The sequence below is a fragment of the Parabacteroides vesiculifaciens genome (assembly GCF_049860805.1).
Classification (GTDB): Bacteria; Bacteroidota; Bacteroidia; order Bacteroidales; family Tannerellaceae; genus Parabacteroides.
Map to the genome: position 1 here is coordinate 4,757,099 of NZ_CP187555.1, position 25,307 is coordinate 4,782,405.

Consider the following 25,307-nt stretch of genomic DNA (forward strand, 5'->3'; position numbering starts at 1 on the left):
CATGAAATCAACAATTCTATTAGGGATAGGGGCCACTTTGTTGGCCTCCTGTTCCGGTAACAAACAGAAAACGGAAGAGAAAACAACGCAGCAGCAGAAGCCGAACGTTATTTTCCTGATAGCCGATGATATCGGTTATGGCGACTTGAGTTGTAACGGATCGAAAACGATCCATACGCCGAATGTGGAGAAATTAGCGGCACAGGGTGTCCGTTTTACCGATGCGCATGCGGTAGCTGCGACCAGTACCCCTTCGCGCTATTCCCTGTTTACCGGACATTATGCCTGGAGACGGAATGATACGGGTATTGCAGCCGGGGATGCCGGTATGGTGATCCGTCCCGAACAGCCGACCGTCGCTGATATGTTCCGCGAATGCGGCTATACGACCGGTGCGATCGGGAAGTGGCACTTGGGATTGGGTGACAAGACCGGCACGCAGGATTGGAACGGCTTGATCACTCCCGGACCGACGGATATCGGTTTCGATTATTCCTATCTGATGGCGGCTACCGCCGACCGTGTCCCTTGTGTCTTCGTCGAGAACCAGCGGATCGTGAACCTCGATCCGAACGATCCGATTGCCGTCAGCTATAAGGAACCGTTCCCCGGCGAACCCTTGGGAAAAGACCATCCGGAACTTCTGACGAAACTTAAACCGAGTCCGAACCACGGGCATGATATGGCGATCGTAAACGGTATTTCCCGTATCGGTTATATGAAAGGCGGCAAACAGGCTTTGTGGGAAGACGAGAACATTGCGGACAGCATTACTTGTAAAGCTGTCCAGTTTATCGAGAACCACAAGGACGAACCGTTCTTCCTGTATGTCGGGACCAACGATGCCCATGTTCCCCGTTGGCCGCATCCCCGCTTTGTAGGCAAAAGCGGTATGGGACCTCGTGGCGACGCTTTGTTGCAATTCGACTGGACCGTAGGCGAAATTATGGCTGCACTGGATAAAGCGGGCCTGACGGAAAACACGCTGATCGTGCTGAGTAGTGACAATGGTCCTGTCGTAGACGATGGTTATGCAGACCGTGCCGTTGAACTTTTAGGCGACCATAAGCCTTGGGGACCGTTCCGCGGTGGAAAATATAGTATTTTCGAAGCCGGAACCCGTATTCCGATGATCGTTAGCTGGCCGGCCCAGGTGAAACCGGGTGTTTCCGATGCGTTGGTTTCACAGGTGGATCTCTATGCTTCTATGGCAAGCCTGATGGGCAAAACTCTTGAAGCAGGAGCTGGTTCTGACAGCCAGGACTATCTGGATGCTTTCTTAGGCAAAGACCTGAAAGGACGCGACTATGTAGTCGAAGTAGCCGGTTCTCTGTCCGTCTCTGACGGCGAATGGAAATATATTGCTCCGAGCAATGGTGCCGCCTACCAGAAACTGACCAATATCGAATTGGGTAACAGTAAAGAAGAGCAGCTTTACAACTTGAAACAGGATATCGGCGAAAAGAAGAATTTGGCTGCCGAACATCCCGAAATCGTTGCTAAATTAAAAGCTATTTTGGAAAAAGAAAAGGCTAAATAGTCTTTTTGCATAAAGTGTGAAAACGCCTGTAGGTAATCTAAAAAACATTCCTGCAGGCGTTTTTTAGTTAAAAATGAACAAGTTCATTTTATTCTGCTCTCGGTTTGCGTTATCTTTGCAAATCATAAGGCAGAAAATAGAAGGATAATGCTGGGATTGATAAGTAAAGGAATTGTTATTGGCGTACTGGTTTCCGCTCCGATGGGTCCGATCGGTATGCTGTGTATACAACGAACGCTGAACAAAGGACGCTGGCACGGGTTTGTCACCGGATTAGGAGCTGCCCTGTCGGATGTGATCTACGCTGCGCTGACCTGCCTGGGGATGGGTGTCGTGGTGAACTTCGTGGAAGCGAATCAAGCCCCTTTGCAATTGATCGGCAGTATCGTATTGGGTATTTTCGGCTATTATATTTTCCAATCCAATCCTGTCCGGAACCTGAAAAAACAGCGGGAGAAAAAGTTATCTTTCACCCAGGATTTTATTACAGCTTTTCTTCTTACCTTTAGCAACGTATTAATAGTCTTACTATATATCGGTTTATTTGCCCGCTTTGGCTTTGTCCTGCCGGAACATTCTGTCTGGATGCTGTTGGGAGGTATTGTTTTTATAGGGGTGGGAGCTGTCTTTTGGTGGTTCGGAATTACCTATATAGTTGCTAAATTGAAGAAATGGTTTAACGTGCGAGGTATATGGTTGTTGAATAGGATTGTGGGATCGGTCATTATTATCTTGGCTTTAATCGGAGCTTTATCCGTATTGCTGACTTCTTATTTACATCTGCCATTACTCCAAATCTATAATTGAAATGAAGAAACTGAAAGTCCCTTATTTGGAAACGCTGGATGTACTGGACCTGTCGTCCGTAGGCTTTTTGATGGAAAAAGCCCAGCGAGAGTCGATTGACGTGATTAACTGGGAGGAATATCCCTATAAGCCTATCGTGGCTTTCGATATTGCAAGATCGAAAGTGAATCTGTATATTCGCTATTTTGTAAAAGGCAATTCTCTGAAAGCGCTTTATGAGGCGGATGGTTCGCCTGTCTATCAGGATAGTTGCGTGGAGTTCTTTATGAAACGGGTGGATGATCCCAATTATTACAATTTCGAGTTTAACTGTATCGGTACTTGCGACGCTTCCTACCGGGAATCGCGCGATTCGAAAAAGTCGCTGACAGCGGAGGAGTATGCTTCTATCCGCCGTTTTTCAACTTTACCGCATACTGCCTTTACCGAAAAATTAGGTGTTTATAGCTGGGAACTGGTGGTTGCGATTCCTTTCCGGTTGATGGGTCTCGATCCTGACAACCTGCCGGAAAAGATTATGGGCAACTTCTATAAATGTGCAGACGATACGGAATTTCCGCATTTCGTCAGCTGGAACCCGATCGGTCTTCCTGCCCCGAACTTCCATTGTCCGGAGTTCTTTGGGGAAATCTATTTATAGTTGAAAGTTGAGAGTTGAAAGTTAAGAGTTTATATTCCCCTTTAACTTTCAACTCTCAACTTTCAACTCTTCAGCTCTTCAGTTCCTTGATTTTTACTTCCGAAATACTGGCATTACCGGAGGTTATTACGATGCGGATATCGCTGGCGGTCGTGCCTTTGAACCGGTAATTCTTCAGTTCGTTCGTAGCCTCTACTGTTCCTTCATATACGGTCAGGAACTGGCCTCCGCCACCGGAGAGCTGGATTTCAAATTGGGCGTCTTTGCTTTTTTCTTTCCAGGCAATCGCAATGCTGTTAGGAGAGGCATTGTTTTCAAGTGCGAAAGTGATGTATTCGCCTTTGTTGGCTTTCCAGGCCGTAGACAGGTTGCCATCCAATACCAATGGGGCAGACTCTTGCGAAGAACTGGCAATAACTGATTTCTGCTGCCGGGAAACTGCCGATGCGCCTGCCGGCTCTTTCCCATATTCTACTACCGTGAAGCGGTCGTTCAGACGAATGTCCTCGGACGAGGCGCCGACCATAACCTTGAAGTCTCCCGGTTCTACCACCCAATGATGGTCACTGTTCAGCAGTTGCAGGTCGCGCGGTTCGATCGTGAAGGTAAGCTCTTTCGTTTCCCCCGGGTTCAGATGGATGCGGTCGAAGCCGACGAGGTTCTTTTCGTAGGTCGTGACGGAGCTGAGGACATCGCGTACATATAATTGTACCACTTCGTCCCCGGCACGTTTGCCCGTGTTTGTCACTTTACAACGTACGGTAACCGGCTGAATTTGTGTCACGACAGCGGGTTGGATCGAGATATCCGAGTATTCGAAAGTCGTATAACTCAATCCGTAGCCGAACGGATATAAGGGGCCGTTTACGCGTGACATATTGCCGTCCAACCCTTTGTTACGTCCGCCGTCAACTTGTGCGTTCGGTTTGGTCGGGAAGTTGAACGGAATCTGTCCGGCTGTCTTCGGGAAGGTAACCGTCAGTTTTCCGCCGGGGTTATAGTCGCCGAACAGGACGTCTGCAATGGCCGTTCCGCCTTGCGATCCCGGGTACCAGGCTTCGAGGATGGCCGGAACATATTTGTCCGCCCAGTTGATGGATAGCGGGCGTCCGTTGATCAGGATCAATACGACCGGTTTGCCGGTTGCTACGACAGCTTGCAGCAAGTCGAGCTGGCGGCCCGGCAGCTCGAGGCTGGAACGCGATTTGTTTTCTCCGCAGGTACGGTTGCTGCCACCCAACACGACAACGGCAACATCGCTATTCTTTGCGTTTTCGACTGCCTTGTCGATTTCACTTTGTTCTTCGCCGGTCAGCGGGTAACGGATCAGTTCCGATTCCGGCCAATTGGCGTCTACCAGGTCGCACCCTTTGGTAAAGAGCACTTCCGTACCCGCTTTTACTTTATTCTGAATACCTTCCAAAACGGTTGTCACTTCTACGGCAAGCGGGCCGTAGTGTGTCAAAGCGTATGCTTCTTCATTGGCATTCGGGCCGCATACGGCAATCTTGGAAACTTTGTTTACATCTAAGGGAAGAACGGCATTCTGATTCTTCAACAGAACGAGCGATTCTTTTGAAGCCTGCAAGGCAACCTGTTGGTTTTCGGCGCTGTTCACCTCTTGGTCCGCTTCTTTCAAATCGATCTGATACGGATGGTCGAACAATCCGACAAGGAATTTAACGCGCAGGATGTCACGCACACGGTCGTCGATCGTAGACATCGGCAGCGCACCTTCCGCGATCAGTTCGCGAAGCGGCAGGACGTATGAATCGGGGGAGCGGAACGTACAACGTATGTTCAGTCCGGCCAATACACTTTGCAATACGGATTCTTTCATATCGGCGGCAGTCCCGTGTTTGGAGAAAAGATACTCGACGGCGTCGCTGTCCGATACCACATACCCGCGGAAACCGAACTCCCCGCGCAGGCGTGTCGTCAGCCAGTAATAGCTGCTCTGGATCGGGAACCCGTCGTAATCGTTGTACGAACTCATGACTCCGAGGATGCCGGCCTCCTTGATGACCCGCTTCCAGGGATATACATGGATCATCTCGACTTCGCGCGGTGACATTTGCGGGTCTACGCGCGCCATGCCTTCACGTCCGCCTTTGTTGTTGCTGTAGGCAATGTAGTGTTTGGAAGTGGCGGCTACCTGGTGGTCGGTCTGCATGCCTTTTGCCATTTCCACCCCTAATTCGGCTACTAAGTACGGGCTTTCGCCATATACCTCTTCATAGCGTCCCCAACGTTGGTCGCGGCCGACATCGAGGATCGGGGCATAGACGTTGGTATATCCTAATAAGCGTCCTTCGCGTCCGGTGATATAGCCGACTTTGTGTACGAGGTCGCGGTTCCAGGTGTGTCCCAGTCCCAATTGTGTCGGGAAGTTGGTGGCGATGTAGCTTTCCACCCCGCGTATGCCTTCGTTCGTGAAATCGGTCGGGATGCCGAGGCGTGTCTCTTCGATAAAGAACCGTTGCACCTCATTCAAAGCCCAGGCGTGGCGGGAAGCCGGCCAAACATACGGGTTGTCCGAAGGGGGCAGCCCCCATTGCTGGAAACCGTTCAGATGTTCGTCGATAGCTCCCATGCCGTCTTTCCAGAGCTGGTTTTTCCAGTCCGGCGTCGGCAGGTCGTCTTTCAGCACCCGTTTGTAGCCGTAGAGCGTAACCATCTGGCAGGTCTTTTCTTCGACGGTCATCTGCGAGAGGAGGTCCTCGATGCGTGCATCGATCGGGGCGGCTGGATCTTCATATACATCCTTTTTCCCATTCTTGTTGAAGTCTATCCAACCGTTCCGGTAAATGGACTTATTCGTTAATTTGTAGGTGTCCGGTATCCGGATTTCCTGTGGCGTTTTGTTTTGCGCCTGCGTGCAGAATGTCCCAGAGAGGACAAGGCACGACGTAAGGACGGCGAGTCTGTTTTTCTTCATGGATTATAATTTGATGTCGTTCAGTTCGACTAATTTGTTAACAATGGCGTATACGGTCAAACCACTGGCACTGTGTATCTGCAACTTCCGGGCGATGTTCCGGCGGTGCGTAACAACGGTGTGTGTGGAAAGGAACAGGCGGTCGGCTATTTCTCGGTTTGTCATGCCTTTAACGACGCAGACCACGATTTCCTTTTCACGCGTGCTGAGCGTCTGCTGTTCTTCGTTTTCATCATCTTCCGTCGGCGGCGTATGGAGGCGTTCCAGTTTGTGGCGGATCTCGTCCGGGCTGTCGTAGATGTTGATCTGGTCGTCATAGGGCTGGAGCAGGGCATGATCGGCGACGGCATACAGCAGGGCTATGCATTTCATCTCCGTACAGCCGGTTTCCTCCTTGAGGAGTTGCGAGGTGTTGCAACCGGGGAGCGACGGGTTGATGATCAGCATATCCGGCTTGTGCGAGCGAAGTGTCTCCTGCAAAAGCTCCGCAGTAGCTATTTCGATGATCTGGATGCGGAATCCGGGGAGCCGCTTCAATACCGCTTCGAGCCCGCTGCGGATGATGGCGGACGGTTCGGCAATCGCTATGTTTAATAAGGTGCTCATAGGCATCACTGTATTGTTTTTTCGAGAGCTAAGATCGCCGGCACGAAAAGATAGTCTTCCACATGGTTGTGGGACGACAGGTCCTGCTCGGTGGCAAAGATATCAAACAGGACGCTGTTCAACAGGTTACTGCCGGGCCCCGGATAATATTTGATCAGGATGTTTTTCAGCTCGATGATCTTCATCTCGATCTGGTCGTGATGTTTCCGGAAGATCGTTATGTTGTATTTCGGATCTTTCACGCCCTTCAGCAATCCCCGTACATAGGGGAATACCGTCTTTTCCTCATACGACATGTGTTTGTTCACCTCTGTAGCATAGTCGTCGAAGAATTTGGTAATGACGAAAGCCACATCTTTCGGACAGTCTGCAATCGCCTCTGTCAGCTTGCGGCGGATATGGGGAAGCCGGAAATCCAGGAAATAGGCGTGTGCATTATGCAGATAAGTGATCAAAGCCTCGATCGACAGGCATTTGTCGATATTTGTCATCGGCGCAGATACCTCTTCTGTCAGAAAGTTCACGACGGTTAGGAACGTGCAGGGATCGACACCGTTTTGGCGGCACACCTCTCCGATGTTCTTTTCTCCGAATCCGAGTGCAATTCCGAAGCGGCTCATGACAAGCACCATCGGATAGTTCTCGCAGATCAGATCGCTCATTTTATCGGTCTCCCGATATTTACCATTCTTATACATAGGCTTTTCTCTCTTGTCTTGGTGTTTGAATAGCCAAAGATACAATTTTTTTTGTAAGTATCTCTTTCTGCAATTATTCCGTCAGGATAACCGCATCAAAAACCTCATTTCTTGGCGAAGGTAAATCTGTCTTTTTTGATATAATAAATTACAATAAGTTCTCTAAAAAGGAGGATATTTATATTTGCCTGTTATCCAGTGATTTGTGTTATTTTGAGTTTCTTAAAAAATATTACCCGCAAGTGTAATTTGAAATATATGGGGTAGAAAACCAAATTAGATGCGCTACTGTTTCGATTTGGACCAACGGGTATTTTAGTGAATCGTACAATAAGTAATGGATGACAATAAGCTTCGTTTTGGAGAAAATGTGAATCTTTTATTGGAAGATTTACTAGTTACTTTTGGCTTGATCCAAAAGTAACCAAAAGATCAAGGCTTAACCGTCCGGTCTACTCCGGGTAAAGGTTCCGCTGTCGCCTGCGAAACTCGCTTCGCTCAAACAGCGCAGGCTCCGGACGCTGCACCTTTACCCTCCGCTTGACGACCGTCCGCTTAGGCCTTTCTTAGAAAGCTGCGCTTTCTCTTGGGATGGCCGATACCGCCTTTTCTTATCCTGGGTAGGAATTTCGCAGGGGTTTTTTAGGCCAAAATAGGGCTAAAAATGGGGTGAAATCGCAAAAAGGCCGATTTTGGCATTTTAAGGCTTTTTGAAAATGGTTGATTATCAGTTTAATATGATTTACTAATTATGTACGTGCGTACCTATATTATAGGGGTAAAAATGGAATTAAAATAGAATGTAAGTGGTTGAAAATAAAAATGATAGGATGCTATTTCAAAATGACTAAAGAAAACGTACGTTTAAATTCGTCATTTTTCAGCTACAAAAATACATATACTTTTTAAACCTGCAATCCTTTTCTCAAAGAAAATTTCTATTTCTATATCCTTTCTTATCAATTAGATAGCTTAACAAGTACGAAAAAGGCTCTTTTTAATACGAACTTTCCGACATCTCAAAAAAAATGACTAAAAAAAACGTACGTTTTCGATTTCAAAAGACAAAAGTTAACAAACGTACGATAGAACTGAACTTTTTATAAACATTAGTATTAATATTAAATTTAGAATTATGAACAAAAAGTTTTCTACTCTTGTAGCAGGGGCTGCGCTTTTGATGGGTGCGGTGTCTGCTAATGCAGCAGTAGCTAATCCGGTTACTTCACTGGGGAAAACCAACACTGAGCTGTTCCAGTTACAGACATCTGGTGATAGTGTTTTGGTTATGAACCAGCATGGAACTTTGTTGATGCAGGCAAAAACTGCTTTGACTGGTGCAAACATCGCTAATTCTTTGTGGTGTGTGGAAGTAACGGAAGAAGGTTACGGTAAAGCTCCTATCTTTGACTTTACAAACAAGGCAACAGGCCAGCGTTTGGATATCGCTTATGCCGGAACTGAATTGGTTACTCGCCCGGGTTCAAGTGCAACAACAGACTCTACTACTGTCGGTGGTGAAATCAGCGGTTGGGCTTTCTCTTCTCAGTACAAAAGTGGCGTAGAAGCAGCTACTTTGTATTCTTATTTCAAAGCAGACTCTGTAATCGGACTTGTTAAAGTGGGAAATACAACGACAGTAAGCGATACTGTTCGTGTTATGAAGGAGTCTGCAAAAGTAGCTTCTGCTGATCGTGTTACTGGTAGTGTATTTACTAAGTTTACTTTAGCTTATGCTGATGGACTGACCTTAAATGCAGAAGCTATTAACACTATTCTTGGTCTTCAGACAGCTGACAAAGGTGTTAAACTGACTTTTAACAAGGACAAGAATAATACTAAACTGAAAAACTATTTTTCAGACGATGCTAAGTTCTTTGCTGATACAACAAAGACTGGTTCTACAGTAGACGATTTTGTTCGTATTATGACAGGAAAGAAGAGTGATAGTACTTATGTTTATGTCGATACTGCTTATGTAAATGATAATGGTGAAAGATTCTTAGGCTTCGCAACAAAACAGTTTACATCTGCTAAGTTGAAAGGCAAAACACTTAATGATACCTTAGGCGTTCTCAACGACCAATCTAAGTTCTTGTTTACATATTGGCCTTCTAAAGATAGCTTGGTTATTCAGGTTAAGAAAGCTACTTATCTGAATGGACATGAGTACTTTAGTGAAAGTGATGGTTCAACTGCAGGCGATACAACTGCTATTACATCTAACGCTGACAAGAAGAACTACGTAACTGTTCAGGACTTGGTTAAGGCTGACGATATCCGTATTGTAACTATCTACGGTAAGAAAGAAACAGAAATCGGCTTCGGTTTCAAGGGTTGTGAACCTGTATCCGATGGTCGTAGCTCTGTTGCTGACGGTTTGTACTTTATCATGAATAAGGCTGGTCAGTATCTGGCATCTCCGATTCATGTAAATGGTGCTGAAGCTCAGTGGGTAACAGTTAAGGCTGGAGAACAGCTTCCTGCTCATATGCCGGCTTACCAGTGGGTTATTTTGAAGACTCAGTCTAACGCAAAATTGGCTGCTACTTCTCCGATCGAAGTTACTAACCGTGAATTTGATGACTTGACTCAGTCAATCCAGTTGTATAAAGCTGACGGTGCAAAATATTGGACTGCTACTTCTACTTTGATTCCTGCAACAGATTCATTGTATTTTGTTGAAGTGAAAGAAGCTGAAGGTGTTAAGGGTAATGCTGCTTTGATTGCTGAAGCTTATCAGGATTCTTTGCTGGGTTACAAGAATATTCTGGATGCAGAATTCCTGCTGAGAGAATATAACTTCAAGTATCTGCACCCGTATGCAACAGGAGAAAATAGCAAATATCTGGCTAAAGGCGCAGGTAAAGATTCTCTGTTGAATGTATTGGCAAATGCTGAAGACAAAGACGCGTTCCGCTTGATCTACAAAGGTATCAACAATTATGGTTATACTGTAACTACGGCTAAGGCAACAAGATTGGGTATCAAACAGTTGTACAGAGCTAACTATGCAATCCAGTTAGGTTATGCTTATATGGATAGCTGTGCAGAATCTAAATATGGTATGAACAAGTATGTGGCTGTTCCTGACTCTTTCTATTTGAAAGAAAACAACCATTACGATGGCGAATGCTATTATGCAATTCTTAAAGCTGCTGATGAAGAACTGGGTGACTACAAAGCAGGTGTAACTGATGACATTCTGGATGCGACATTGAAAGTTCAACCATTGGTTGAAACAAGAACCTCTGCATTTGCTATCGCTGAAGATAAGACTCCTTTGTATCGTCGTTTCAATAATGAAGTTTTGGGTGAGAGTGCAACAGACGGCCGTGATAGCTTGAGATTCTACGAAAGTGTCCGTAAAGAATATTTGATGGATGAAAACAACCGTGAAGGTGGCTTGATGGATGAAACTGTAAATTATGTTGGTATGTGGACTGCTGACAAGGCTACAGGTCTGGCATTCCAGGTTGATACAGCTTGGCTTGGTTTAGGTCGTGGTTATATCAAACCGCAGTATCTGGTTTCTGTTGCTCATAATGACTTTGAAGGTAAAAAGGGTATTCCTTGTACAGAAGAAGGCCCTCATATCACTCCTGACGGACAAATCACAACAGATTCTATGGCATGTAAGCATGCTCATCCGGCTCTTCCTGGATTCCAGAGAGGTAAATACCTGGTTAGCTTCCAGGACTCTGCTGAAGTTAACAATATGGAAAAACCCTACACTGACATTAAGAACGGTTATGTACGTGTTGGTTTCGTAGAAGCTATTGTTCTTCCGGAAGATCATCTGATGTATGTCCTGCGTGATGAATTCAAAGGCTTGGCTAATGACAAGATTGATTTCGCAGCAATGGATAAAGCTGATTCTATTGCTGTTGCTAATGGTGGTAAATCCTTTATCGTGGATCTGTCTGGTGACGATCACAAGAATGTAACTTGGTCATTCCGTTATGTACATCCTGAAAAAGCTCTGAAAGTAACAGAAAACAACGAAGATAATTCATTCTTGTTTGAATCTATGGCTTATCCTGAAGATGCAGCAGGTGTATATTCTGCAACAGGTACAAAGAAAGATATCGCTCCTTCTACTGCTGCTTGGTTGAAATTGCACAATGGTTGTGTTGTATTGACAGACAATAAGTCTTCATTCTCTAACGCTAAGACCGGTGGCGACGGTGCCCTGATCTTCAACGTTGAGAATAAAGAAAATGACGAATTGGCAACAGACAACGAAGAAATCGCAACATCTGAAGTAACTGTTATCGCTGGTAACGGAAACATTCAGATCGCTGGTGCTGCCGGTAAGAAAGTTGTTATCTCTAACATCTTAGGCCAGACAGTTGCTAACACAGTTATCACTTCTGACAATGCTACAATCGCTGCTCCTGCAGGTGTAGTTGTAGTAGCTGTTGAAGGCGAAGAAGCTGTTAAAGCTATCGTTAAATAATAACGACATATTCATCATAAGGTAGAGATATGGGTAACCGTATCTCTACTTGGATTGAAATAAAGAATTTATAATCAAGTAATGAACCATGCGTCCGGTCTTCCGACCGTTCAATTACCCCGTGAGGGCGAATAAGTGGTACATTAATACTAAAGTAAAAAATAAGAACGCTGCCCGTACTTCTGTGAGGAAGGAGCGCAGACAAAAAAACAAGCCCTGGTAGTATTCGTACTGCCGGGGCTTCGTTTTTGAATATTGGAAAAATGTTTTGAGTTTCGAAATATTGTTGCTATTTTTGCCACAAAGCAAAATAGTTATGAGGATAATAACGTTCGCAGCTATAAGGGAGTATATTAAAAAGCACGCTGATGCCGATGTCCCTTTGAAAGATTGGTATAAAAAGACCGAGAGAAGCGATTGGACATGTTTGGCTGATATGAAGCAAACTTTTAATGGGGTTGACTATGTCGGCAATGACAGGTTTGTTTTCAATATTAAAGGAAATGACTACAGATTGGTTGCGATTGTGTTATTTACAGCAAAAAAAGTATTTATCCGCTTTATTGGTACGCATAAAGAATATGATAGAATAGATTGTTCTTCTATCTGAACGTGAGACACACGTATAAACTGTAAGTAGAGATATGGCAAAGATAAAAACAGAAAAACAGTACAAAGCAGCTTGTGCAAGAATTGAAGAATTGCTGAAGGTAGTTGGCAATGATACTCCTTCTGATGACAAGAATTTTCTTGAACTTGATTTGATTTCGGACTTGGTTGCCGATTATGAGGAAGTTCATTTTCCGGTGGAAACCCCCTCACTTGTGGATGTTCTTAAACTTCGTATGTATGAGATGGGCCTTACTCAAACAAAGTTGTCGGAATTATTGAGCGTAAGTCCTTCGCGAGTAAGCGAATATCTTTCAGGTAAGTGCGAACCGACATTAAAAGTGGCCAGGGAAATGAGCCGTAAATTGAATATAGATGCCAATATTGTGTTGGGAGTATAAATTTCTTCATACTCCCCATTTTGTTATTACAAGGCCGCAAACCGTTCATCCCCTTTCGCCGTTACCGCCGTACATTCCATTTCGACCAGCCAGCCGGTCCGGCAAACCGGAGCACGCACAATAATATAAGGGAGGTTAGGATGGTGTTCATCCATATACAGTTTTACCCGTGCATAATCCGCCGTATCGCGGATATAGATCACCGCCTGCATGATATCGTCTAAAGTGGCCTCCGCTTCTTTCAGCAGGGCTGCTATATTTTCGATCATGCGGGAAGCCTGTTTCATGACATCGCCGGCGTGCACGATTTCGCCATACCGGTCGATGCTGGCCGTGCCGGAGATGAATATATGACGGCGGTCGCCGTATGTGACTGCTGTTCCCCGTTCGAACGTAACGCCATATTCGTACGTGCGGTTCAGATGTTCGGGAGCGTATAAATAGCGGATCTGTCCGGGGCAAATACCGGAAACGGCATACGTGTCCATTGTCACGAACACCATCGGGTCGAAATAGCGGCCCTCGATCCCCGTACTGGCAATGAAATGAGTCTCCTCCGTCAGGTTCTGTGTTGCGAACACCTCTTTGCGGGCTTTTACCACACCCGGATAATTTACATCTACATTCTGTACGAAGATCCACGTACGCAGGCAGTTGGTCGCCAGCGTACAATTGGCATCCGTCAGTTGCAGGATATAATCGCGGAAGATCAGACGGGTCTGATACTCCGAATTGGCTGCCCTGTTACACTGGTTAGCGCCTAAAAGTTGGCTATATGCATTGTGGCGCGCCTCGAACAATCCGCTTGGCAACACCTGTGTCTGTACACCTGTCTGCAACCAGGCCCACAACGCGATCTTCGTCCCGTTCATCGGAGCCTGTTGCACGATTGACAGCGCGCAATAGGGGGAAAGCCGTTCCCGCTCCATCAGTTCATCCGTCTGGTTGGTTACGTCGCTCAGGAAATAACGCCGGAAAATGGCGACCGGATTGCCCGGCAACTCTTCTACGCAATGGGCGTAAACATCTTGTATATGCTGCAGCTGGGCGTGATAATCCTCCATGCAATCTGTCTGCTGGAAGAAAATATGGTATTCCGTTATACCTTTGGAAGATTGAAAGGAGGTGATTTGCACCTCAGTCGTGTCGTATGTTTTCCTTATCAGGTTCATATGTGTATTGTGTTTTTGCGGTATAGATCGTAAAAATAAGGCTATTTAATTGAAAATTGAAAATAGAGAGTTGAAAATTACTTAATAAAGTAAGGAATGATGCCATTTTTTAGCCGTTCAGGTCCTTCAACTCTATCAATTTGTTCACGATCGCATAAACCGTCAGGCCGCTGGCACTGTGCACCTGCAATTTACGGGCGATGTTCCGGCGGTGTGTGATGACGGTGTGGGTGGACAGGTACAACCGGTCTGCAATCTCCCGGTTTGTCATGCCTTTCACCACGCAAATGACAATTTCTTTTTCCCGGCTGCTCAGTGTCTGCTGGTCGTCGCTTTCCCCTTCTTCGGGTGCTACTTCTTCGGTGTTGAGGTGTTCCAGTTTATGTTTCAATTCGTCCGCACTGTCGTATACGGATATCTGGTCGTCATAGGGGCGGAGCAGGAACGGGTCGCTTACGTTATATAGGAGTGCGAAGCATTTCATATCCGGACAACCGCATTCGTCTTTCAGATGTTGCAGGTTGAAGTTTCCCCGGATGGAAGGGTTCATAATCAGAATGTCCGGCTTATAAATGCGTAAGCCTTCTGTCAGACAGTCTGCCGCTGTTATCTCGGATATCTGGATACGGAATCCGGGTAAGCGTCTCAGCAGCGTTTCCAGTCCGTACCGGATGATGGCGGACGATTCGGCTATCGCTATTTTAATGTTAGTGGACATGGCAGGGGTGGTTTTATTGTTTTTCTAAAGACAGGATAGCAGGTACGAAGAGGTAGTCTTCCACCCGGTTATGAGAGGCGAGATCCTGTTCGGTTGCGAAGATGTCGAACAGGACACTGTTGAGTAGGTTACTGTCCGGTCCCGGATAATATTTCAGGATCAGGTTTTTCAATTCCGTAATTTTCATCTCGATCTGGTCGTGCCGTTTACGAAAGATGGTGATGTTATATTTCGGGTCTTTCTTCCCTTCCAGCAAATTGCGGACATACGGGAAGACGGTTTTCTCTTCGTACGACATATGTTTGTGCACCTCCTCGGCATATTCGTCGAAAAAGCGGCGGATCACGAAAGCCACATCTTCCGGGCAGCTCACGATTGCCTCCGTCAGCTTGTGGCGGATATGGGGAAGGCGGAAGTTCAGGAAATAGTCGTGTGCATTATGCAGATAAGTGATAAGCGAGGAGATGGAAATATCCTTATGGACCTCCGCTACCGGGACGGCCTCTGACTCCGTCAGAAAGTTGACGACAGCCAGAAAAGTATGTGTGTTTATCTTATTCTGCCGGCATACTTCTCCGATGTTTTTCTCTCCGAACCCCAGGTCGATTCCGAAGCGGCTCATCACAAGGACCATCGGATAATTCTCGCATATCAGGTCGCTCATCTTGCTTGTTTCCCTGTATTTTCCGTTCTTCATGTTTCCCATATCTTTTATCATTTGTATAGTAGGTTGATTATAAGCAGGCATATTGAGGCGCATTCGCCGGTACGACAGCCATGCATTCCGTCTCGATCAGCCAGCCCGGACGGCATACGGGAGCATGTACGATCAGGTGCGGAAATGACGGATGCCGGCTTTCGATGTATTGCTTGACTACCCGGTAATCCGCCGGGTCGCGCAGGTAGACGATTGCCTGCATGATGTCCGTCAGCCTGGCACCCGTTTCCTGCAGCAAGGCTTCGATATTTTCCAGCATACGTCCCGTTTGCTTCAGGATATCCCCCGGATATACGATCTCGCCTTTGTTGTCGATACTCGCGGTTCCGGAGATGAAGATCTGTTTCCGGTCGCCATAAGTTACGGCTGTCCCCCGTTCGAAAGTGACCCCGTATTCGTATGTCGGATTCAGGTGGGCGGGAGCATAGAGGAACTGGATTTGTCCGGGGTGTAAGCCTTTTACGGCATAGGTATCCATCTGGACAAAAACGTTCGGATCGGCATGGCGCCCTTCTATCCCCGTACTGGAAATATAATGAGTCTTTTCCGTCAGGTCTTGCGTGATGAAAACCTCTTTGCGGGCCTTGACGACACCGGCATAGTCGACATCCACGTTCTGGACGAAGAACCAGGTACGGATGCAGTTTGCGGCGAGTGTACAATGCTGCTCTGTTAATTGCAGAATGTAATTGTTCAGCAACAACCGGGTCTGGTATTCAGAGTTTGAGGCTTTATTGGCGAACCCTCCTCCCCAGAAATGGTGGTAGCCGTTGTGGGATGCTTCTGTCAGCCCGTTCTTGCAACTCTGTATGTTCATATCCGTTTGCAGGTAAACCCATATTGCAATTTTGCTACCGTTCAGAGGCGCTTGTTGCACGATCGACAAGGGGCAGAGTGAGTTCTCACACTCCCATTCCATGATCATATCGGTCTGATTGGTAGCGTCACTCAGAAAATAACGGCGGAACACGGCTACAGCCTGAGCCGGCAATTCTTCTGTCATTATCTTTGCATATGCTTTTTGCAGATTTTGCAGTTGTGCACGAAAAGGAAGAAAAGGATCGGTGACAGACATCAGCAACTGATATTCCGCCACTCCTCCTTTCCCGATAAAAGAACAAATCTGAACGTTTATGGTATTCTGTTCGTATGTTTTTGTTGTAAATGCCATGTGTTATTATTCTTTAGCACCGTCTCTAATCCACGTCTTGATAAGTGTAACCAGCTCATCTTGCGGGAGAACGTCTGTATGATTATAATTTACAATATCTCCGGTCAGGATGTCGATCAGGAAACTATACGAGGGCATACCCGGTTCTACTCTTTTTTTTGAAGTAGACAGGGTTGACTTTGCGTTGACTAAGTTGGTAAAACTTTTCCCTTCGGTCAGGTATAATCCTGCCGCCGCTTTATCGCCAGCTCCGTGGCAGGCGGCGCAATAGTTGTCAAAAACCTGATGCTGTATCCTGTCATAAGAGGCAATATCGATTTTACTGACGGGTAGAGTTACATCGTCAGTCCCGTTACTGATATCGTAAGTGTAGAAATTGTAGATTAATTTGCGTCCTTTGGTCAGAATCGAAATTCCGATTGTTTTTGCATCTTCATGCAGCCCGTTCAGGTCGAGCGAGACTGTTTCATCTTCTGATTTGGGAGCCGGAATCTGTTTGGACATGAGCGGATTTCCCGAGTCATTGCCGTAAGCAGCCAAAACGATCTGATAGGTGGAAGGCCAGGCTTCCAATCCACTGAAGGAGACTTCCATTGTCACTTTGAGTCCTTCTGTCCCTCCAGTTTCTTCGGGATGCAGATCCCCGTCGTCGCAGGAGGTAGACAGTAGGCACACAGCAAAAAATGTATATATGATCTTATTCATTTAATTTTTTACTATTGTTAGAAAGAGTATTGCAACATGGCGATTGCCGAATGCATAGGCATATTGAGTGCGTCGTTGTCACGATCTAATTGGGTATCATGTCCGGTACGTCCCATATATTGGTACATAACCTGCAACTTCAGGTTGAAATTGGAAAAGAAATAATTAAAGCCGGCGGCAGGCATATTCATAAGGCCTTTTTTATTCGCGCCGTTCCGGTCGTACCAGTCATAGCGGGCAGCCAATTGCATCTTGTCTGTTACAAAGTATCCGACTTGGGCATAAGCCCCCCAGAAGTTGTATGCTTTGGATATTTGTTGGCGTTTAGTGAATTTCATATTCATCCAATAAGCCTCAGCTGTGACGTACCAGCGGTTTTTTAACCACGCAAATTCGAATCCGGCACGGAAATCGTTTGTACTTTCACTTTCCGATTCGACATTATAAGATGTGGAGAGCGCGAAAAGCATCTTGTCGTTTGTCAAATCATCCGGATTCCCCTGGTAAGAAGGCATTTCGCCTTTAGGCATATAAGCGATACGTCCTGCATACAGGAGAGAAGGCAACCATTTATGATCGTCGCTCATCGTTTTCCCTGCGGTGTTGACATCTATGCCGCTTCCGTTGAAAATCCCGACTCCGTAGTCCCATTTCCGGTCGATCAGTCCGTGGAGTTCGATTCCGAGGTCGAAGCCTGTGGCAAAGATAGGGTTGACGGCATTTAAAGAATAAGGGATATTGACCCTCGTTGTCAGCGATGACGGCAAAGAAGGGAACAACGTTTCACCCAGTGTTACTAAGTAAGCCTGATGTCCGGGTGTCTTAAATTTACCGACTTTCAGGCGGAGAGATTCCTTCATGTTTACATCGAACCAGGCCTGTTGCAATAAAGCCCCGCCACTTTTTGCCGCGTTAAGGGTAAAGTTGAACGTAACCTTGCCAAAAGCCTTTCCTGAAAATCCGAGCAGGGCATTCGGAATCGCAAATCCGGAGTTGGCGATACGATCTACTTCCGACAGGTCCAGATCTTCGTCGTCATAGTAATTGAAGTTGCCGGATGCCTGAATCAAGACATAAGGCTTCAAGAGAAAATCTCCTGCTTTTGTATTGAATGAAAATCCTTTTTTACCAGCTAAAGAGACAACGTCGTTTTCTACATATTTGTCATCGATCGATTTTGTCTGTGCGTAAGTTGCAGAAGGTAAAGCCGTATATAGGATAGCTGCTGCTAACCATTGTCTGAAAAATGATTTCATGTGTATATAATTAATATCGTATTATTATAATGAATTCAGGAATTTGAGAACGGCCGCCCGTTCTTCTTTGCTCATCCGGGCGAATAATTCGCGTGACACCTGGCCTTCGCCGTCATGCCACATGATGGCTTCTGTCAGATTCCGGGCACGTCCGTCATGCAGGAAATAAGTATGTCCATTTACTTTTTCCTGAAGTCCGATTCCCCACAGTGGGGTTGTGCGCCATTCACATCCTTGTGCGAGTCCGCTTACGTATTGGTCATCCAGCCCGATCCCCATATCATGCAACAGGTAGTCCGAATAGGGATGTATGGTCTGGCTGCCGAGCCAGGGCAGTTTGGTTCCGTTAAGCAAGACAGCCCCGCGCGGTCGGGTATGCAAGGTCGGGGTATGGCAAAGATGGCATTTGGCTTGATAAAACAATTCCTCACCCTTCTTTACCGTTTCGTCGTTTACGTTACGGCGGTAGGGTACTCCTAAACTATGCAGGTAGAGGTCGACATCTTCCATATCGCGCGTTGTGATTTGTATGCCGTTCATCGCCATGCCCATCATCTGGACCTGTCCGAAGCAGACCTCGAAAGGATAGCGGTCGTTCGTCACGCCCATATCGGACGAGAAGCCCAGTTCGACGGTCAGGTCGGCATGCTGGGCTTTATTGCCGCTGACACCGATCTGGTATACGCCGCGTTCTGTTATGTAGTTGAGCCGGCCGCTGATCCCATACTGCGGGTAGTTGCTTTGCTCGGCCAGTTTTTTCAGTTCGTCATGGTCAAGCGCCATCATTTGTCCCATCCCCACATGCCGTAGAGGAATACGTACGGTTATGTTGAGGTCTTCGGGACGGATGCTGTCGGCATACCATTCGGTGATTTTGTAGTGAGGCGTGAGCAACGAATAGGTTTCCCCATCGGGGAAAGATTTGGTCTCTTCCGTGTAGGTCACACTCAGTTTACCTTCGGGTTCCACTCCATAAATGGACTGGTCGTGCAGAACACGGCCGTAATCCCGGAAGAAAGCCCCGTTTTTGCGGGAAATATAAACGAGCATGGAAGAAAAGTTGTATTTTCCGGAACCTCCGACAGTATGTAACGTCGGTTCCGTCCGTCCTGCATTTTTGTGGCATGCTCCACACGAGTAACCCGCATAGACAGGGCCCATACCACCCGTATAAGGATCGTCGTCTCCTGTCCGGGCATCATCATAAAGAGCATCCCCTGTCGTGAAGCGGGTTAAAAGCTCATCTTCGACCCACGAGGCAGGTTGGTCGTATGCTTTGCTCGAAGACATAAAAGTCGTTGATATGCCGGCTGAAAGCTCTTCCGGTTTGGCGACTTCACCGCTTGTCTTTAATATAAGCGTGTCATCCAGCCCTTTTTCGCAGGAAAACAGGCAGACGGATAACAGGGATAATTGGATTATAAATTTCATTTTTTGCTGTGTTTAATGAAACTGGAAAATTAATCCAGCTTCAAAGCTCCTTTAGCTTGTGTCAGAGCGTCACTCAGGTTTGCACAAGCGTCCATGGCTGCTTCAATTTCGGCATTGCTTGTCAGGTTGCTGCGGAAAGGTGCAGGAATCTTGTTGATCATTGTTTTTGCATTATCGATGGCATCTTTCAAATTCTGGTCAACGTCCAGATTGACACTTTTAACTAGTTCGGAAAGGCTTGTTCCACGATCGCCCTCGATTCCTCCCAGATAAGAATTTTCGATGCTGACGATATTGTCGGTATAGTCCTTCAGCGAGTTCCAGCTATACCAGGATTCAACGGCTAAGACACCCTCTTCCTTATTTGTTTTGTATTTGTTGTACGGTTCTCCGATTTTAGCATCTCCGACTTCACCGGCAATATCGATGCAACCGTCGAAGATTTGTCCGATTACGACAGCCAGCGAACCGAAACGATCCGTATTATGCTGCTTGAATTCATTGCCGAAGCAAGTTGAATATTTATCGACGGCCCCATCTTTGGACCAGGTGTAATACAAGGTTTCCGTATCTTTAAGCAGGCGTTCGGTTACGATCTTGGTATATTGGATTTCCTCGTCTTTGACTGTCGAGGCATCCCGGGGCTGTCCTTCGTTGAACAACAGGTATTCAAGTGTATGGAAACCACGGACTCCGAAAGCCGCTTCGCTTTCACCCTCTACTGCTCCCCAGTTTTTGTTTTCCAGAATTGCATTGATCTCGGTCATTTCCAGAGGCCAGGAGTCCAAGGAAGGGTCCAGGTTTTCGTATTCGGCGGGTCCGTAAAGAAAGGCTTCGCTCTCTTCCCAAGGTTCACGCGCCTCACGCCATGCCGTACAAGCAGCATCCAAGTTGGCTTGGGTCTTGTTGCTCAGGAAAGTGGTGACCGCCGTATGCATGATTGTCACTTTATCAAGCATATCTTTGTAAGTCGGGACTACTGTTTTATCGACATAAGCCTCTACAGCAGCCTGTGCTTTTGTTTGGTCTACAATGTTCTCGAATGTGTTACCACCTTCATTACCTGTACTCTCTTCGTCGCAGGAAACACAAGTGAAAGCCAGTGCCGCACTCATAGCTGCCCCCATTACCCATGAATAAATTTGATTTCTTTTCATTTTTTGTTTGTTATAAATTAGGTTATAAATATTTTATTTTGACAGGAACCAGCCTACATAGGCCAACCCGACAGAGATCTGGTTTTCACAGTTGAAGTCTCCTCCTCCTATCCGGCGGTTGATGTAATCCGCCTTTACGACTAAATTGGGCAGCGCATAATAGTTTACGCCTACTGTGAAAGCTGAAACCTTGAAACGTCTGTCTGCCGTAATGCCTTCTGCAACATCTTCCATCGTGTTGTAATATTCATAGCGTACAAAAGGAAAGACGCGTATTGCGTTTTTCGAGTCGTTGAAAAGCGAAACAACATTGTAGCCTATCTCGCCTGCGTAGCTTGCAGCATTTTTAGCAACGGTGGTACGCGTGTATCCCGTGCTGCTGCTCATTTGGGCGATCCGACGGTTCAGCATATAGCTGTCGCTCAGATTCCCGTAAACAGCGTTTGCACGTGCAACCAGGTTACGGCTTTTGTATTGTGCGTCGAACGTGAAGATGTTTACATCAGCCTGAAGGTCGGAAGTCTTACTGGGCTTGGACGCGTTTTTGGCTGTCCGGTTATAATAGAAGGAGGCGCCTAAGCGTAATTCCTGTATGGGTGTATAGTTCAGGCGTGCGGCGACTGCGGGAGATGTAAAGCAGTCAACTTCGAACATCCCTTGTTTGCCGCTGGCAATCCAGTTTTCGCGGGAGAAGCCCAACGGGTCGAGTCCGGCAACCAACATGGCTTCGTAATCGAATTTCCCGAATGTGCCGAAAAATGCAATCCCGTTTTCATGCCAGGTAGACGGCAGGATGGTCGTTTCGCCTTCCGGACGGTAGACGCCGAAAAAGTTGACAGGCTCGTGATGGGCGTTTGTCAACCCGACGGGTACGATCAGGTGGCCGGCACGTACGTTAAACGATTTATGTATGAGTTTTGTGATATGGAATTGTTCAAGAGCCACTTCTCCGCCCTTTTCGATCTCAGTTTCGTATTCGCCGTTTTCAGAGCGCCATTCTATTTCGCGTGCAACTCCGGTCCCTCCGTATTCGAATTCTATCTCGGCTCCCAATATCCAGGTAGGGGAAAATTTGTAATCGAAGGCTAAGACGAAGCGTGGGATAGAAATGGTTCCTCTGTTTTCTTTGGCCGATCCGTTGGGGGTAATCCTGTTTTGGCTATAATCCATATAGCTTGCAGCCATTTCCCCATATCCGCCGAAACGGAACTTATTATATCCGCTCGCGTAAATCCCGGCAGATTCTTCTGCCGCTGTCGAAGTACTGTTCTCTTGTGCAAATGCCGTTGCACAAGACGTAAGTAGAGTAATTGCTAATAAATTAGTTAACCTTTTCATTGCATTTTGAAATTTTTGGCAAAATTAGAGGGGTTACGAACGGTGTGCAATCGCAATAAGTAGGTAAAAAGCCGCTGTTGTTACCTATTTGTAGGTATTATATCTCAATATCACCCTGAATAGGTAGCGAGAAGCGCTTTTTTACTTACATATAGGTATTGTGGGAGAACGGAAGTGCCCGTATCTTTGCAATGTCATTAAGAAAGTAACACTATTAGTATAATCGCTATATCAAAACCTTTTGCTAATATGTAAGCATATAAGATGATTAGTTATGTCGGAAAGTTTTTATTGGTTATTTCCGATATAAAAAAGAAGCTTCTCTGGGAAGAAAGGCTTCTTTTTTATTTTAAGACTTCCGCTATTTTACCGGGCTACGGTTTTTGGGGGGGCTTACCCGATATTTAATATTGGATGTCAGTCTCCTTCGGTGCCGCACATATCCCAATAAGCAAATAGATCATTTATCTGTTACTTTTGGCTTGATCCAAAAGTAACCAAAAGATCAAGGCCGAACCTGCTTCGCTACTCCGTTCCCTTCGTTCGCTGTCGCGTCTGAAACTCGCTTCGCTCAAACAGCAGACGCTCCGGACGCTCACTGCGGTCACTGCGCTTAACGCTCACCAGCTTAGGCCGGAGATAGAGCCTGACGGCTCTGTTGAGGATGGTGCTACTGCCGGCTTTGTTGTTCTGTTGACAGCTTCAAGTGCGGGAACAGGCTTGTCCCCGTGCCCCACACGGGGACGCTAAAGGACCTCCGGTATTATAAAAGAACTGCCGATATCGTAAAAGAACTGTCGGTGTCGGCCATCCCAAGAGAAAGCGCAGCTTTCTAAGAAAGGCCTAAGCGGGTGGGCGTAAAGCGGAGGGTAAAGGCGAAGCGTCCGGAGCCTGCGCTGTTTGAGCGAAGCGAGTTTCGCAGGCGACAGCGTAGCCTTTGCCCGGAGTAGCCCAGCCGGTTAAGCCTTGATCTTTTGGTTACTTTTGGATCAAGCCAAAAGTAACAGATAAATTAATAGTTTCGCATTTCCCTCAAAACGCCCCTTATTGTCATCTCTGGCTTATTGTAATCTATGTTCCCAACCAAATAAACGGAAAGATTTTAAAACAAATTAAGAATATTGCAAAAATCTAAGCCGTTTGGTCGAAAGTTTGGTTCCTGACCAATGCACAGATTCGATGTATCAGTTTGTTTCTAATATTGTTTATAACTAAATTATGATGCTTCCCCTCTTCTCTTTTGCGCCTGTAATATTCTCTTAATATTGGATCATGTATGGCAGCGGTTCGTGCCGCTTGGGTGAGTAGCGTGTTTAGTTTTTTATTGGCAAATCCACTTGTCTTGGCATTGCTTTTGACACTGGAGCCGGAGGTTCGTTGGAACGGTACCACTCCCGCATAGCAGGCCAGCTTGCGCGGATCGTCAAAACAGGTGAAGTTTTCGGTATAAACGATCAAAGCAAGGGCGTTGACAAAAGCCACGCCTTTGATGGATGTAATACGCTCATAATTGTTTTTGATCTCCTCTTCACTGTTGATCAGATCCATTATTTCCTTTTCCACATCTTTTATTTCACGGTTCAAGTTATCCACTTGTGTCAGGCTATGTTGATATATGTAATCTGTTGCGTGATTCCCTTTTAGGACCGAATGGAGTTCTTTGGCATGTACCAATGCTTCATTTTTCATTTTCACCAATAAATCACGGAATGTGAAAAATGAGTGCAGCGCCCGGATGGTTTCCGTATTGGGGGTATAGACCTTGGCCATATCCTCGAAACGGCAAGCGTATTGTGCGATCAGCAATGAATCCAATTTATCGTTTTTCCCGCGTTGCATGCCGCTGCTGTGTTTGATCCTGTAAGGATGTTCCAGCCACAGTGTATAACCCTCGTGCGCGAGAGTGTTACTCAAACAAACGCTGTAAAGTCCCGTGTTCTCACCGCAAAAGAGCATCTGATCTTTGCCTGTCTGCGGATAGCTATCACAAAGCCATGCCAACAGACTCTCATGTCCGGCAACATCATTACTGAACTCACGGTGGACACCTGAAGATATGTTTTCTTTCTCTATCACACTTACATCTACTTTTTTCTTGGAGAAATCAATCCCGATAAATAATTTATTCATACCTTTATATTGTTTTTGGATTAACCGAAAGCAGGAATGGGCTACTACTCTAAATGATATCCTATTATATATCAATAATCTATTTAGTCTTTGCCTGCTTGACTAACGGAAGTCTGTTACAATAACTAGTCTTTAAAGACTATCGTTTTCCATTAGTGTACTTCCGTTAGTCGGTTAATTTAGTTTCTTCATACAACAAAGATATAAATTAACCTCAGCTTCTTGCTTTACGCAAACTTAGAGTACAGTTTTTCGAAATTCCCGTTGGTCTAAATCGAAATAGTAGCGCATAAAATTCGGTTTTCTACCCCATGTATTTCAAATTACCCTTGCGGGTAATATTTTTTAAGAAACTCGTAATGATACAAAACGTTGAATAATAAATAGATATAAATATTCCCCTTTTAGTGGAGGTTCTTGTATGATTTAACATTTCAAAAAGACAGCTTCACTTCTTGCCGAGAGTGAGCCCGAAATTGCCATCCACCCGTTTAGGCGTACTGATCGCCTGCGAGGAAGACCTGCTTGCCGATTTGAAGAAGGCGGGCTACATGAAAGGCCTGCATATCATTACGTCTCGACAGGTGACGATAGTGCTTGAACATCTGGGTGAACCGGAAAACTGGAACATAAAATAAGTAAACGAATGCGCAATGATTTAACAAAAAAAGACACAAAGATTTGCGTTGCTCGAAAAACGTCCAAAAATAGCCTTTTCATTAACTTGAACCGAAAAACTTAATTTGTTGATATATAAGGAAATGTGTAAAAAACAGACGGTTTAAAAAATGTTATTTTTTAAATGCCAAAAAC

At 46.0% G+C, this 25,307-nt stretch carries 20 protein-coding genes; 7 read left to right on the forward strand and 13 right to left on the reverse strand.

Annotation, left to right across the window (positions count from 1 at the left end):
* Position 1 precedes the first annotated feature (1 nt).
* The 3 genes from ACPYIV_RS19040 to ACPYIV_RS19050 all read left to right on the forward strand — a co-directional run bounded on the left by ACPYIV_RS19040 (position 2) and on the right by ACPYIV_RS19050 (position 2,987).
* Positions 2–1,540, forward strand: coding sequence for a sulfatase family protein (locus ACPYIV_RS19040; RefSeq protein WP_293734473.1), 1,539 nt, complete (start codon positions 2–4; stop codon positions 1,538–1,540).
* A gap of 147 nt (positions 1,541–1,687) precedes the next feature.
* Positions 1,688–2,347 carry a LysE family translocator gene (locus ACPYIV_RS19045; protein ID WP_293734474.1) on the forward strand — a complete coding sequence of 220 codons (660 nt, stop codon included), beginning with the start codon at positions 1,688–1,690 and terminating at the stop codon, positions 2,345–2,347.
* 1 nt (position 2,348) lies between these two features.
* Positions 2,349–2,987, forward strand: coding sequence for a carbohydrate-binding family 9-like protein (locus ACPYIV_RS19050; RefSeq protein WP_293734475.1), 639 nt, complete (start codon positions 2,349–2,351; stop codon positions 2,985–2,987).
* A gap of 70 nt (positions 2,988–3,057) precedes the next feature.
* On the opposite strand, the gene ACPYIV_RS19055 is transcribed toward ACPYIV_RS19050, so the two are convergent.
* From ACPYIV_RS19055 to ACPYIV_RS19065, 3 genes are read right to left on the reverse strand one after another with little or no spacing between them, the layout of a single operon-like run.
* On the reverse strand, positions 3,058–5,925 hold the full coding sequence (locus ACPYIV_RS19055; RefSeq protein ID WP_425884621.1) for a glycoside hydrolase family 3 C-terminal domain-containing protein: 2,868 nt from the start codon (positions 5,923–5,925) through the stop codon (positions 3,058–3,060).
* A 3-nt stretch (positions 5,926–5,928) separates the two neighbouring features.
* On the reverse strand, positions 5,929–6,531 hold the full coding sequence (locus tag ACPYIV_RS19060) for a response regulator transcription factor (RefSeq protein ID WP_425884623.1): 603 nt from the start codon (positions 6,529–6,531) through the stop codon (positions 5,929–5,931).
* 5 nt (positions 6,532–6,536) lie between these two features.
* Complete coding sequence (locus tag ACPYIV_RS19065) at positions 6,537–7,229, reverse strand: hemerythrin domain-containing protein (protein ID WP_293734478.1); 693 nt, start codon at positions 7,227–7,229, stop codon at positions 6,537–6,539.
* Positions 7,230–8,364: 1,135 nt separating this feature from the next.
* Between ACPYIV_RS19065 and ACPYIV_RS19070 the strand changes: the two genes are divergently transcribed.
* The 3 genes from ACPYIV_RS19070 (at position 8,365) to ACPYIV_RS19080 (ending at position 12,698) form a co-directional block, all read left to right on the forward strand.
* Positions 8,365–11,688, forward strand: a complete 3,324-nt coding sequence (locus ACPYIV_RS19070; RefSeq protein ID WP_425884626.1) for a DUF6383 domain-containing protein — start codon at positions 8,365–8,367, stop codon at positions 11,686–11,688.
* Positions 11,689–12,004: 316 nt separating this feature from the next.
* Positions 12,005–12,298 carry a type II toxin-antitoxin system HigB family toxin gene (locus tag ACPYIV_RS19075; protein ID WP_425884628.1) on the forward strand — a complete coding sequence of 98 codons (294 nt, stop codon included), beginning with the start codon at positions 12,005–12,007 and terminating at the stop codon, positions 12,296–12,298.
* Positions 12,299–12,332: 34 nt separating this feature from the next.
* Positions 12,333–12,698, forward strand: coding sequence for a helix-turn-helix domain-containing protein (locus ACPYIV_RS19080; RefSeq protein ID WP_425884630.1), 366 nt, complete (start codon positions 12,333–12,335; stop codon positions 12,696–12,698).
* A 26-nt stretch (positions 12,699–12,724) separates the two neighbouring features.
* On the opposite strand, the gene ACPYIV_RS19085 is transcribed toward ACPYIV_RS19080, so the two are convergent.
* From ACPYIV_RS19085 to ACPYIV_RS19130, 10 genes are all read right to left on the reverse strand, one after another.
* Positions 12,725–13,870, reverse strand: coding sequence for a Rid family hydrolase (locus ACPYIV_RS19085; protein ID WP_425884632.1), 1,146 nt, complete (start codon positions 13,868–13,870; stop codon positions 12,725–12,727).
* Positions 13,871–13,979: 109 nt separating this feature from the next.
* Positions 13,980–14,588 (reverse strand): response regulator transcription factor, encoded by a 609-nt coding sequence (locus ACPYIV_RS19090; protein ID WP_425884634.1) that lies wholly within the window; start codon positions 14,586–14,588, stop codon positions 13,980–13,982.
* A 13-nt stretch (positions 14,589–14,601) separates the two neighbouring features.
* Entirely contained in the window at positions 14,602–15,306 is a 705-nt protein-coding gene (locus ACPYIV_RS19095; RefSeq protein WP_425884636.1) for a hemerythrin domain-containing protein, read from the reverse strand.
* Positions 15,307–15,322: 16 nt separating this feature from the next.
* Complete coding sequence (locus tag ACPYIV_RS19100) at positions 15,323–16,477, reverse strand: Rid family hydrolase (protein ID WP_425884638.1); 1,155 nt, start codon at positions 16,475–16,477, stop codon at positions 15,323–15,325.
* A gap of 6 nt (positions 16,478–16,483) precedes the next feature.
* Entirely contained in the window at positions 16,484–17,182 is a 699-nt protein-coding gene (locus tag ACPYIV_RS19105) for a hypothetical protein (protein ID WP_425884640.1), read from the reverse strand.
* 17 nt (positions 17,183–17,199) lie between these two features.
* Entirely contained in the window at positions 17,200–18,438 is a 1,239-nt protein-coding gene (locus tag ACPYIV_RS19110) for a porin (protein ID WP_293739252.1), read from the reverse strand.
* A 24-nt stretch (positions 18,439–18,462) separates the two neighbouring features.
* Positions 18,463–19,869 carry a di-heme oxidoredictase family protein gene (locus ACPYIV_RS19115; protein ID WP_300762230.1) on the reverse strand — a complete coding sequence of 469 codons (1,407 nt, stop codon included), beginning with the start codon at positions 19,867–19,869 and terminating at the stop codon, positions 18,463–18,465.
* Between the two features lie 29 nt (positions 19,870–19,898).
* Positions 19,899–21,026: an imelysin family protein gene (locus tag ACPYIV_RS19120; RefSeq protein ID WP_425884643.1), complete on the reverse strand. Its 1,128-nt coding sequence runs from the start codon at positions 21,024–21,026 to the stop codon at positions 19,899–19,901.
* 33 nt (positions 21,027–21,059) lie between these two features.
* Entirely contained in the window at positions 21,060–22,364 is a 1,305-nt protein-coding gene (locus tag ACPYIV_RS19125) for a hypothetical protein (protein ID WP_425884645.1), read from the reverse strand.
* Positions 22,365–23,495: 1,131 nt separating this feature from the next.
* Positions 23,496–24,494, reverse strand: a complete 999-nt coding sequence (locus tag ACPYIV_RS19130) for an IS110 family transposase (protein ID WP_290092606.1) — start codon at positions 24,492–24,494, stop codon at positions 23,496–23,498.
* 464 nt (positions 24,495–24,958) lie between these two features.
* Between ACPYIV_RS19130 and ACPYIV_RS19135 the strand changes: the two genes are divergently transcribed.
* Positions 24,959–25,132 (forward strand): DUF4248 domain-containing protein, encoded by a 174-nt coding sequence (locus tag ACPYIV_RS19135; protein WP_425884647.1) that lies wholly within the window; start codon positions 24,959–24,961, stop codon positions 25,130–25,132.
* The last annotated feature ends 175 nt before the right edge of the window (positions 25,133–25,307 follow it).